Source organism: Leptotrichia wadei (assembly GCF_007990545.2).
Classification (GTDB): Bacteria; Fusobacteriota; Fusobacteriia; order Fusobacteriales; family Leptotrichiaceae; genus Leptotrichia; species Leptotrichia wadei.
Map to the genome: position 1 here is coordinate 2012465 of NZ_AP019829.2, position 12577 is coordinate 2025041.

The 12577-nt window shown below is 28.9% G+C and carries 13 protein-coding genes; all 13 read right to left on the reverse strand.

Translation table 11 applies throughout. From position 1 onward, the window contains the following. Nucleotides 1-203: 203 nt before the first annotated feature. The 13 genes from serS to FVE73_RS09240 all read right to left on the reverse strand — a co-directional run bounded on the left by serS (nucleotide 204) and on the right by FVE73_RS09240 (nucleotide 12574). Nucleotides 204-1475: a serine--tRNA ligase gene (gene serS, locus FVE73_RS09185; RefSeq protein WP_018498306.1), complete on the reverse strand. Its 1272-nt coding sequence runs from the start codon at nucleotides 1473-1475 to the stop codon at nucleotides 204-206. 120 nt (nucleotides 1476-1595) lie between these two features. After that, nucleotides 1596-1919 carry a hypothetical protein gene (locus FVE73_RS10975; protein WP_232058508.1) on the reverse strand — a complete coding sequence of 108 codons (324 nt, stop codon included), beginning with the start codon at nucleotides 1917-1919 and terminating at the stop codon, nucleotides 1596-1598. Between the two features lie 116 nt (nucleotides 1920-2035). Next, nucleotides 2036-2383, reverse strand: a complete 348-nt coding sequence (locus FVE73_RS10980; protein ID WP_232058509.1) for a hypothetical protein — start codon at nucleotides 2381-2383, stop codon at nucleotides 2036-2038. A gap of 138 nt (nucleotides 2384-2521) precedes the next feature. Then, a complete protein-coding gene (gene lpxK, locus FVE73_RS09195) occupies nucleotides 2522-3535 on the reverse strand; it encodes a tetraacyldisaccharide 4'-kinase (protein ID WP_018498308.1) in 1014 nt (337 codons plus the stop codon). Nucleotides 3536-3563: 28 nt separating this feature from the next. After that, complete coding sequence (gene whiA, locus FVE73_RS09200; RefSeq protein ID WP_018498309.1) at nucleotides 3564-4466, reverse strand: DNA-binding protein WhiA; 903 nt, start codon at nucleotides 4464-4466, stop codon at nucleotides 3564-3566. A gap of 201 nt (nucleotides 4467-4667) precedes the next feature. Further along, nucleotides 4668-5483, reverse strand: coding sequence for a toxin-antitoxin system YwqK family antitoxin (locus FVE73_RS09205; RefSeq protein WP_018498310.1), 816 nt, complete (start codon nucleotides 5481-5483; stop codon nucleotides 4668-4670). Between the two features lie 117 nt (nucleotides 5484-5600). Beyond that, complete coding sequence (locus FVE73_RS09210) at nucleotides 5601-6896, reverse strand: glutaredoxin (protein ID WP_018498311.1); 1296 nt, start codon at nucleotides 6894-6896, stop codon at nucleotides 5601-5603. A 53-nt stretch (nucleotides 6897-6949) separates the two neighbouring features. After that, nucleotides 6950-7318: a holo-ACP synthase gene (gene acpS, locus FVE73_RS09215; RefSeq protein ID WP_018498312.1), complete on the reverse strand. Its 369-nt coding sequence runs from the start codon at nucleotides 7316-7318 to the stop codon at nucleotides 6950-6952. A gap of 600 nt (nucleotides 7319-7918) precedes the next feature. Continuing rightward, nucleotides 7919-9142 carry a tyrosine--tRNA ligase gene (gene tyrS / locus FVE73_RS09220; RefSeq protein ID WP_018498313.1) on the reverse strand — a complete coding sequence of 408 codons (1224 nt, stop codon included), beginning with the start codon at nucleotides 9140-9142 and terminating at the stop codon, nucleotides 7919-7921. A gap of 101 nt (nucleotides 9143-9243) precedes the next feature. After that, nucleotides 9244-10170: a phosphatidate cytidylyltransferase gene (locus tag FVE73_RS09225; protein WP_018498314.1), complete on the reverse strand. Its 927-nt coding sequence runs from the start codon at nucleotides 10168-10170 to the stop codon at nucleotides 9244-9246. Beyond that, nucleotides 10160-10876 carry an isoprenyl transferase gene (locus FVE73_RS09230; protein ID WP_018498315.1) on the reverse strand — a complete coding sequence of 239 codons (717 nt, stop codon included), beginning with the start codon at nucleotides 10874-10876 and terminating at the stop codon, nucleotides 10160-10162. Before FVE73_RS09230 ends, FVE73_RS09225 begins: the two co-directional genes overlap by 11 nt. A 224-nt stretch (nucleotides 10877-11100) precedes the next feature. After that, nucleotides 11101-11859 (reverse strand): amino acid ABC transporter ATP-binding protein, encoded by a 759-nt coding sequence (locus FVE73_RS09235; RefSeq protein WP_018498316.1) that lies wholly within the window; start codon nucleotides 11857-11859, stop codon nucleotides 11101-11103. Between the two features lies 1 nt (nucleotide 11860). Beyond that, nucleotides 11861-12574, reverse strand: a complete 714-nt coding sequence (locus tag FVE73_RS09240; protein WP_018498317.1) for an amino acid ABC transporter permease — start codon at nucleotides 12572-12574, stop codon at nucleotides 11861-11863. Between the last annotated feature and the right edge of the window lie 3 nt (nucleotides 12575-12577).

Here is a 12577-nt window from a genome sequence, read left to right on the forward strand (position 1 = left end):
ATTGCCCAAAGTTTTTAAAATATACTCATTTTTTACATCAAACTTCTTCAAATCAGACAGACTTGTATTTTAATAAATTATAATTTCCAAGTTTAATTTTAATAACCTTACTCTAACTTTTGCATTATTGAGCTTAATTTTTGAGCAGTTTTGACAGTTTAGGAAAAAATCAAATTAATTTGATATTTAATTTATAGTTTTTGTTATTTTATAACTGTCATTCCACCCATGTAAGGTACTAAAACTTCAGGAATTACAATACTTCCATCATCTTGTTGGTAATTTTCCATAATTGCAAGTAATGTTCTTCCTACTGCAAGTCCTGAACCATTTAATGTGTGTACAAAGTGACTTTTTTTAGTTTCTTTATCACGATATTTAATCATAGCTCTTCTAGCTTGGAAATCTTCTGTATTTGAACAAGATGAAATTTCTCTGTATTTATTTTGACTAGGCACCCAAACTTCCAAATCATAAGTTTTTGCCGCACTAAATCCTATATCTCCACTGCAAAGTGAAATCACTCTATATGGTAAATTCAATTTCTGCAAGATTTTTTCTGCACTATTTACCATTGATTCAAGTTCATCATAAGAAGTTTCAGGTTTTACAATTTTTACCATTTCAACTTTATTAAATTGATGTTGACGAATTAGTCCTTTTAAATCACGTCCACCTGAACCAGCTTCTTTTCTAAAACAAGCTGTATATCCACAGTAATGTTTAGGCAATTCTTCTTCATCTAAAATTTCTCCATTATGTAAATTTGTAAGTGTTACTTCTGCTGTTGGGATTAAATACATTTCTTCCCCTTCGATTTTATAAGCATCTTCAGCAAATTTAGGAAGTTGTCCAGTTCCAACCATCATTTCTTTTTTTACAAGCTGTGGTGTGAAAATTTCTTCAAAATCTTCTTCTTGAGTGTGAACATCAATCATAAAAGCAATTAACGCTCTTTCCAATCTAGCAGCCGCATTTTTATAAACTGTAAATCTTGAACCACCAAGTTTCGCACCTCTTTCAAAATCTAAAATTCCTAAATTTACTCCCAATTCATCGTGAGATTTTGGCTCAAAATCAAATTCTCTTGGAGCTCCCCATTTTCTAATTTCGACATTATCATCTTCATCTTTTCCAATTGGAGTTGACTCGTGTAATTTATTAGGAATTGTATAGGTAAGTTGAACTTGTTTTTCTTCAATTTCAGCCACTTTTTGATCCAATTCCTTAATTTTTGCACTTACAGTTTGCATTCTGGCTAGCAATTCAGCAGGATCTTTTCCTTCTTGCTTATATTTTCCAATTAATGAACTTGATTCATTTCTTTCCTTTTTCAGCATTTCAACTTCTTGAAGTAAATTTCTTCTGTCTTCATCAAGTTTTAACAATGAATCCAAATCAAAGTCACTATTTCTATTTTTCAAATATTCCTTAATTTTATCAGCATTTTCCCTTATGTATCTCATTTCTAACATAGTTCTTTTATTTCCTTTCTTACATTTATATATATTTTATTTAATAAAACTGTTTTATAAATTTTTATTTTGTTTTTTAATTAAAAAAATATTTACTAATAACAATTAATTTATAAAGAATTAAATACTTTCAATATATTTATACAATATTTTTTTACTTTCACTCAAATTTTGAAAATCATAACTTTTATAAAATTTCATTTTCTTCACATTTTGAATATTATACTTTTCCACAATTTTATCAAAGTTCTCCACATAAATTTTTTTATAAAGTTCATCAACTTGGTTTTCCATAAAATAATTTAAGCTTTCCGTATTTTCAAAATTTAAAAATGTTAAATCAGATTTTGTAAAATAATTTAAGATATTCTTTATTATCTCATCTATTTTATCATGAATTTCATTAAATTTCGAATTATTTTCAATTTTAATTTTTTCTATCATTTTTTCTGCAAAAAAAGTTTTCACAAATTTATTTACATCCATTGAAATCAAAGAATAATTATATAAAATTTCAAAAAATTTACTTTTATCTCGATACAACAGTTCATTACCTAATTTTACTGCAAAAATTGACTCCTATTAAAAATACTTCTTCTAAATCCATCTACCAATTTTGACATTTTAATTTTGCTTATTCTTCCTATTTTTTTCCCTTTTTCCTTAAATGTTTCCAAAAACTGTTCATTTACAATTTTTTTTATATTTTCATTTTCCTTATTTTCATCAAAATAAATATATGCCAATTCTAGTATAAACGATGGCTCTTTTATATTTATTTTAAAATTTTTATCAAGCTGGAAATATTTTCGTTTTTCAAAATTATTTTTATATTTCAGAATAAATTGTGAAAAATTTTCTGTATCTAAAAATACATTTTTACTTTCTAGCTTTTTATTTTCAGTCAAAATTTAATTCCTCCCTCCTGCTTCATTTTCTAATCTTTGTAAAAAGCCTAAAATTTCTAATAATTACAATATTTTTATATTTGATTTTTATAACTTTTATTTGTAAAATTTTGATTTCACAAAAATCTTAAATTCACTTTATTTTTCAACAATTTTAAATTCCATTTTCAAAATCAATAAATTTTCTATATTTTCATCAATTTTCACAATATCCTTTTCTGTTGTCAAAACATAATCGTAGTTTTTGGATTTTTTCTTTATTTCCAAAATTTCCTCATTTGTATAAACGTGATGATCTGAAAATTTTATTTCTTCAATATTATTCGGATTCAATTTTTTTATTGTTTGATAAAATACGGCTGGATTAGCAATTGAAGAAAAAATCAGCACATTTTTATTTTTAATAATTTCCAATGGAAATTTTTCATTTCTTATATTGTTTTTATTATTCATTTTACCAAACTTTTTCTTATTTTCAAAATTTAATTTGTAAAAATAACTTTCCTCAAAAGTGGCAACAGAAATCGGCTTTCCATATTTTTCCAGTCTTTCCTTAATTTTCGCAATTTCTTCTTCCGAAGCATAGTTACTTTTCGTAATAATAATTTCATCAGCCCGTTTCAAAGCGTCAAGTGATTCCCGCAATCGTCCTTTTGGCAAATAATCATCCATTCCAAAAGGATTTGTTGCGTCAATTAGAATTATATTTTTATCTTTTTTCAGTTTTCTATGCTGAAAGCCGTCATCCATAATAATTGTTTCCACATCGCATTTTTCTTTTAAAAAAGTTGCACCTTCGTAACGATTTTTACAGACTACGACAGGAATTTGAAAATTTAAGGCATGTAAATAGGCTTCATCTCCTGATTCCTTTGAAGTGGCATAAATCTTTTTTTCATCTCGTACAAGTAGTAAATCAGTTTCCCGTTTTCCCTTGTAGCCTCGACTCAGAATTCCAACTTTTTTATTCTTTTCTAAATATTTTTGCACAAAATACTGCACGGCTGGTGTTTTCCCTGTTCCGCCTGCCACAATATTTCCAATGCAAATTATTTCCACTCCATCAGCCTTTTTTTCTTTAAAAATATTCAAATCATAAAGTTTATTTCGTAAAAATACGATAAATCCATATATAATCGACAATAATTTCATTAATTTTTCCTCAGCTTAACTTTCTTAATTAGTTTTCTACCAGTCCTTTATAAATTGTTTCCAGCCGTCTAAATCGGTTTTTTATTCCAGATTTGGAAATTTCCATTAAGTCTGCCAATTCCTGCAAAGACATTTCTTGATTTTCTAGACGTAATTTTGCCGTTTCACTTAATATATCTGTCAATTCAGAAAGCCCCAATTTCTGGTCAATTACCTTTATTATGTGAATTTGCTTTTCGGAAGCTGACAATTTTTTCGTTTCATTTGCAATTTCCCAATTCATGTTTCTATTAATTTTATTCCGAATTTCCTTATTAATTGTAACTTCCTCAAATTCAAAAAATGAATTTATTCCGCCAATCAAAAAAATTATATCCAAAATATCCTCTGAATTTCTCAAATAAACAAGGCTCTTATTTTTTTTCTCCGTCTGAAAAACCTTTTTCCCCATTTGCTTAAACAAATAATACAAGTAAGTGGCAGAATCCTCGCTATCTACAAAAAAATCCATTGCATAGGCTTTTTCTGGAGACTTTATATATCCACAGCTAAGAAAAAAGCCCCTGATTATGCCAGCCAGCTGTTTTTCATTCTCCACAACTGAAAAATTTTTGTGAAAATATATTTTTTTTAAAAATGATTTGTATTCCTGCTGGTTATGCTGAGTTGGAAAAAGTATGACTTCATAAAGCTTGTGTGTTCCAAGCCGTTTACTAATAACGTATTTTAACTGGATTGGAATACCTGTTACTGCACGTAAATTTGAATAAATTCTTTTGGCAAGCGACACATTTTCCGTACTAAAATAAATTCCATTTTCTGTAATCACATTTTTTGCTATAAAAATCCCAAAAAGTTCTGAATAAACACTCTCCTTATCAGAATTTTCCAAATTAAAGATTTCTCTTTTTAAATTTGCTGAATAAGACAACTTTCCCCCTCCTTTACATTCTTTGTCATTTGTAAAAATCTATAAAAATTAATTAATATCATTTTTACTTTTACAATTTTATAAATCATTTATATTAAATATTATTCAATAATCTAATTTTTTTATTTTTACAAAAAGTTATAATTCCTTGATTCATAATATTCATTTCATAAAACTTTAACTTTAAACAAATCTGCTAAATTAATAACTTACTTTTCTAGGATTTCCTGCCTTATCATAGTAAGTCCAAGTTCCAGTTCTTCTTCTACCTCGGAAACTTCCGTCAAATCCAAGGCTTCCATTTGTATAATAACCCTTTACAGTCCCAGTTTCCCCATTTAGATTTGCTTCATATAAAGGACTTCCATTTTCATAATAAACATTCATTTTCCCATTTATTTCATCATTTACATAATCAATTTCGGATTTTTTACCTCCGCTCATATTCCATTCGGTAAACAATCCATTTTTTTGCCCGTCTGAGTAATTTCCTTGTGATTTTCTTGAACCATTTTCATAATATTCAGTCCAAGTTCCTGTCATTTTCCCATTTTCATAATTTCCAACTGTTTCTTGAGCACCTGTTTTGGCATAATATGAAGTGTAACGCCCATCTAGCTGATCATTTTTGTATTGATATTTTTTCCAGACTTGCCCATTTTCAGTATAAACAGTCCATTCTCCCTCTTTTTTCCCATTTATATAATTTCCCAATGTAAATCTATTTCCATTTGCGTAATATTCATCATATTTCCCATTTAATATTCCATTATTTAAATTAACAACAAGTCTTCTTCCGCCTTCTTCCATAATTCTATATTCTCCACTTCCTGTCAATTCATAAGTACTGGAATCTAATCTTTTCACATCTTCCATATTCGGAGAACTAAGTTGTGATAACCTAACTTTTCCAAAATTTGTTCCATAATTTGCAAATACGTCTTTTCCATATGCAACCGCTGATAATATCATCATTCCAGCAATAAATAATATTTTTTTACTATTGTTTTTTTTCATTTTCCCATCTCCCATATTTTATAAAATTTATTTTTTTATTTTATAAATTTATCTTTTTACATTATAACAAATTTTTTTCATTTTTTAAACTAAATTATTTATTTCCCTAATTTTAAGTTACATTATAAGTAAACTAGGTTTAATCAGCATTATAAGTCCCAAAATAATCATCAAAATTCCACCAAACAAATTTACCCATTTTGAATATTTAGTAGTTAATTGTAATTTATTAATACTCATTAGTGCAAACCAGAAAACTATTATGTCATCTATCATATATCCAATTATATAAATAAAAGTATAAAACTGTCTTGCCCAAAATGGAACTTCATTTATTTGAAGAATTTTCGTATATGTCTGAGGGATTCCAATTGAACAGGCAAACTCTATTACATTCACAGAAAGTGCCAAACCAATTATTGCAAGCGCTGTAAGCAGCGTAAACGGCTTATTGGCTATATCCTTTACCTTTCTTGAAATTTTTGCTCTTTGTTCAAAATCTGTCACTTCACATTCTAAAGTATCGCCTTTCTTCAAATAATTTTTAATAAAGAAAATTCCTCCAGCGATTCCGACAATCCCGACAATTGGAGTTACCCATTTATCCAATCCTACAAAGTCCCAAGTATAAATCCATGCATTTAAAATCAAAAAATACATAACAGCTTCAGCTAAAATAAATAGTCCAGCAACCCTAAACATCTTAACTTTATTTCCAACTGCAATCAAGGCTGTCAAAAATAAAACTAAAACCCACATAGCACAAGGATTAAATCCATCAATTGTTCCTAAAACTATTGACATTGTCAATAAAGAATAATTTGTCAAATCAATCGTCTTATTAATAATTGGAATATTTACAAGCACCTGACGTTCAGCCCTTTTTGTAAGTCCTGGAATTTCACAAACTTTATCTCCAGTACAAACCGCACCATTACTGCTCACATTCCCCTTTCCAGCTTGCCCGCTTTCCAAATATTCCTTCAAACTCAAAATCTTATCTTTAGTTTTTCCAGAATCTATCAGCTCTTCAATTTCTTTTCCAGTAGTTTCTGCTGTATTAAATCCTTGAATGATATGCTCATCAACATAAATAATCGGAGTTCCCTTTACAAGTTTCAACTTTGTCGCAGTTTCATCAAAAAAAGCCTTTTCCTCCTTACTCTCATCAATCTTATGCTCCACATACTCAAAATCATCCCTTTTAGTCGACAATTCCTTCAAAAACTTTTCCAAATTAGCACAATTCTTACAATCTTTTCTCCCAAAATACTCAATTTGTATCTTCTTTACTTGACTATTTCCAACAGAATAATTAATTTGATTTATAAAAAATAATCCCAAAATCATAATTAGTAATGTAAAAACTTTGCTTTTTCCTACTTCATCTCTAAAATCATTTCTCCAAAACATACTTTTTCACACCTTTCTTTTTTACAATTTTTATCCTTTTATTTTAAATTTTTTTATTTTTTATAAATAATAACCGTACTAACTGCATATTCCCTGCTATGTGAAATGCTAATCTGAATTGTAAGTCCTTGCGCCTTCTCCTTTATCACATTATAAAGTGTCACATAAGGCTTCCCAAGCTCATCATTCAAAATCTCAATATCACTTAGCGAAAATCCATGCACTCCAGTCCCAAATGCCTTAGAAACTGCCTCTTTTGCCGCAAATCTCCCCGCGTAACTAGAATACGGATGTTTCTTTTTCTCAACATGCTCAATTTCCTTTTCTGTATAAACTTTTCTTTTAAAAAGGCTTGTCTGCTTAATCGCCTTTTCAATTCGGGATATTTCAATAATATCTGTCCCAATACCGTATATTTCCATTTTTATCTCCTTTTTAAAACTTGCTATTGTTAGATTATACTACAAATTTTTAAAAATACAAAATTTGTATAATTTTAGTAGTTTAATTTTAAATAAGTTTATGTATATTTTTTTCATTTTTCAAACATAGTCTAGTATAAATAACCCGTCGAAGCATTTTTCTGTGCTGGCAAAACTGTTTGAGCATAGCGAGTTTTTTTTCAGTGCAGAAAAATGTCGTAGACTAGCCATAGGTTGTAGGATTTGTCGCAATGAGCAATCCTACGAAAATAAAAAAGAAAAAACATAGTAATATGAAAAAATATTTATTAATCAAAATATCTAAAAAATAATTTAATTGATACTAAACCCTATTTGAATAACGAATACATTGTAAATCTTTTTAGCAGATTAAACCTGATATTTATTCTTAAATAATTAAAGTAAATGTTCGCTTTTTAAACGGGGAATAGTATGAATAATTACGAATTTGCTATTAAACAACCTTATTATAAAAAATTATTCCTATTTCTAAACGGGATTTAGTATTAATATTTATTAAAAAAAACTCTACATAAGAAAAAATAATTCCTAAATAGAGATTTTTTATTTTAAAATTTACTATTTCACTTTCACAATTTTCTTTTTTCCAGCCCTAATAATCATTCCGCTTTCGATATTGACACTTGCCTTAATATCTTTTATTGGCTCGTCATTTATTTTGAATCCACCTTGTGAAATTAGCCTTCTTGCTTCACTTGTTCCTCCAAGTAATTTTGCTTCTTTTACAAGTAAGTCGATTACATTAATTTCTCCATAAGGAACTTCCACTTCTGGTAAATCTACGTCAAGATTTTTTTTACTGAATACATTTTCAAACCAATCTCTCGCTTCTTTAGCCGCTTTTTCACCGTAGTAAATTTTTACAACTTCAGCTCCCAATTGTTTTTTAGCTTCCATTGGATGTAAACTTCCATCTGCGATTTGTGCCTTAATTTCTTCAATTCTCTCAAAAGGGACATCAGTTATCATTGTATAATAATTTTCCATCAATTCATCTGAAATTGACATAACTTTACCAAACATATCGTTTGGCGTATCTTTTACACCAATGTAGTTTCCTAATGATTTAGACATTTTTTCCACTCCATCAAGTCCAACCAAAATCGGCATTATCATACAAATTTGCTGCTCTTGACCAAAGTTTTTCTGTAAATCTCTTCCTCTTAGCAAGTTAAATTTTTGTTCAGTCGCACCTAATTCCACATCTGCATGTAATTCTACTGAATCATACCCTTGCAAAATCGGATACATAAACTCAATCAATGAAACTGGTTTATTTTCAGATAATCTTTTTGAAAAATCTTCTCTTGAAATCATTTGTGAAACTGTAAATTGTGACAACAAATTCAACGCATCAGATAACGACAATTTTTCCAGCCAGTCAGCATTGTAAACAACATTAATTTTATCTAAATCTAAAATTAATTTTACTTGTTCCAAATATGTTTTAATATTTTCCATAACTTGTTCTTCTGACAACATTTTTCTAGTTTCAGATTTTCCAGTCGGATCCCCAATTCTTCCAGTGAAAGTCCCAATCAAGAAGAACACATCGTGCCCCAAATCTTGAAACTGTTTTAATTTTCTCAAAGGTACCGCATGTCCCAAGTGCAAATCAGACCCAGTTGGATCAATCCCCAATTTTACTCTTAATGGAGTATTTGTTGAAATTGATTTTTCCAACTTTTTCTTAAATTCATTTTCATTAATTATTTCATCACACCCACGACTTAAAATATTAAATTGTCTTTCTACTTCTTGTTTAATTTCTAATTCTGTCATTTTTTTATTTTTTCTCCTTATTTCTTAATTTTCTTTAATTTTTATATTTTTTTAATTTTTTTAACAAATCTATTATTTCTCAATTTTTACTAATTTTATTTTTATAAATATGCAACATATTTCATAAAATAATACACAATCGGCAATACAAATAACGCACTGTCAAATCTGTCCAAAAATCCACCATGTCCTAAAAGTAAATTCCCAGAATCCTTAACTTCCAATTCTCTTTTTATCTTAGATTCCACCAAATCTCCCAGTTCGGCAAAGATTCCTATTGCAAGTGCAAGGATAAAGGCTTTTAATCCTCCAATGGCAACATAATCGTAATTTACAGAACAGTTTTTTGATAAAAATGAAATTCCGCAGACAAAATTTGCTATGAATAAATATATTTTGTCAAAAGATAAAATTACTAAAAATACCCCTAAAATTCCTGCAATTGCACCTTCAATTGATTTTTTTGGACTAATTTTTGGAGCAAGTCTGTGTCTAAATATTTTCCCGCCGATTGCCATTCCGACAAGATAAGCAGAAATATCACATGCCCAAATTAACATAAATGTCATTACAACTAAAATTTTTCCATTTGGAAATTCATATTTTATTAGTAAAATATGTGAGAATAAATATGAAACATAAATTATTCCAAATAAAGTATAGGAAATTTCTGCCATTGCATTGTGAATTTTTACTTTAAAAACTTGCCTTAAAGACAGAAGAATTATTGCAAATACGATAAATCCTCCCATATCAAAGTTAATTTGCTTAAAAAGTTCAAATTTAAAATATGAAAAAATATTTTTTGAATTTTCCTGAAAATATATCGCAACAGGCAAAAACAGCCCAAGTCCCATTCCAATCCTGCTTGCTACTTCAAATCCCTTGTCCTTTAGCATTTTGTAAAATTCAAAAAGCGATATTCCAATTATTACAAGAGTAAACACCAAAAACATCAGATTCCCTTTTAAAAATATCCATAAAAGGAAAGGTACAAACAACAAAATAATAAATAATCTACTTAACATTCAGCCCTCCGTATCTTCTATCCCTTTTATTAAAGGATAAAATCGCTTTATCTAATTCATTTTCATCAAAATCAGGCCAGAAAACATCTGTTATATAAAACTCCGAATAGGCAATTTCCCAAAGCAAAAAATTGCTTATCCTAAATTCTCCACTCGTTCTGATTACAAGTTCTGGATCTGGGATTTCTGGTCGGTACATATATTTTGAAAACTCTTCTTCTGTAACTTTTTCGATTTTTTTTGTTTCATTTTCACTCAAAATTTTATTTACCGCACTTACAATTTCCCTTCTTCCGCCATAATTAAAAGCAATATTAAAAGTTATTTTACTACAATCTTCCAAAAATTTTTGTGTATCTTCAATTTTTTTTAGAAGTTTTGGAGAAATATTTTCCTTTTCCCCTGTCACAACTAACTTTACACCTTGCTTTTTCAGATTTTTTTTCTCTTTATCTAAATATTTTCCAAATAAATCCATAAGACCATTTACTTCCTTTTGCGGACGCTTCCAGTTCTCAGTTGAAAAAGCGTAAACAGTCAAATATTTGACTCCAATTTCTCCAGCATATCTTAAAATTTTCTCAAGGCTAGCTGCTCCAGCTCTATGCCCTTCTAACCGAATTTTTCCACGTTCCTTAGCCCATCTGCCATTTCCATCCATAATAATCGCGATATGCTTAGGAATTGCTAATTTATCTCTATCCATATTATTCCTTTCAAGAATAAAATATTATTGCTATAATTATAACAGGCAAATCATTATTTTTCAAGGTGTTTGTAAAATTATTACATAAAAATATACTTTTAAATTTATAATATTGTTTAACAAATTGAAATGTTTAATTTAGAGAGAAACCCATTTTTTATTTATTATATAATATTTTGGGTTTTCTCTTTTTTATTTTTGAATTGATAAATGAATTTAATTTATTAAATCGAATAAATATCTATCTCGTTATCATAATATCTTCTCAGGAAGTTTTGTAATCTTTTACTTCCAGAACTTTTAAAAATTTCTTCAGGCACTCCTTCTTCTATGATTTTTCCTGAATCCATAAATACAATATAATCAGAAATTTCCCTTGCAAACTGCATTTCATGGGTAACAATTATCATTGTCATATTTTCTTTTACCATATCTTTTATAACTTTCAGAACTTCTCCTATAAGTTCAGGATCAAGTGCCGAAGTTGGTTCATCAAGCAAAATTACCTCTGGACTCATCGCAACCGCCCTTGCGATTCCCACTCTTTGCTGCTGCCCCCCAGAAAGCTGATTTGGGTAAAATTCGGCTTTATCTTTTAATCCTACTTTTTCAAGCATTTTCAATCCAATTTCTATTGCTTCGTTCTTATTCATTTTTTTTACAATCAAAAGACCTTCAATTACATTTTCCAAAGCAGTTTTGTTTTTGAATAAATTATAATTCTGAAAAACCATTGTCGTATTTTTTCTAAGCCTATTTATATCTTTTTTATTTATTTTACTCAAGTCAAATGTTTCGTTTCCAAAAGTTATTGTTCCCGATGAAGCTGTTTCAAGAAAATTAAGGCTTCGTAAAAATGTTGATTTTCCCGACCCACTCGGTCCTATGATGCTTATTACCTGTCCTTTTTCTATTTTAAAGTTTATTCCTTTCAAAACTTCATTTTTTCCAAAAGACAATTTTAGATTTTCAACCTTTATCATTTTACAGTCCACCTACTCTCAGTTTCTTTTCCACAATTCCCATGACTTTTTCCACAATTATACAAACAACCCAGTAAATTCCTGAAACTACGATATATGCTTCAAAAATATCCAGTCCTGAAGCTGAAATTATTTTTGCCTTTCCAATCATTTCCACAATTGAAACTGAAAAAGCAAGTGAGGAATCCTTTATCAAACTTATAAAAGTATTTCCAAAATTAGGAAAAGTTATTATAATCGCCTGCGGAAGTACAATTCTTCTCATTGCCTGCCACTTTGTCATTCCAATAGACAATGCAGCTTCAACTTGCCCTTTATCCACCGACTGAATTGCCGCCCTGAATGTTTCCGACAGATAACCTGATACATTTAAAATAAATGCCACATAAACAAAGATAATCGCAGGAATATTATTCACATCTATATTAAATCCATACTTTAAATGTATATAATCTAATATTTTAGGCAATCCATAATAGGCAAGGTAAATCTGAACTAAAAGAGGTGTCCCTCTTATAAAGGACACATAAATTGTAGCAAGCCTTGTCAGCACAGGAATTTTATTTATTCTCACAAGTGCGATAAAAAAACTAAGTATCAGCGAAAATATCATCGTAACAATCGCAATATTCAGAGTCATCGGCAATGCTTTCAGTATTTCTGGAATCGCTCTTACCATAAATCCCCAGTTTAAAAAAGGTACATTATTATTCATTAC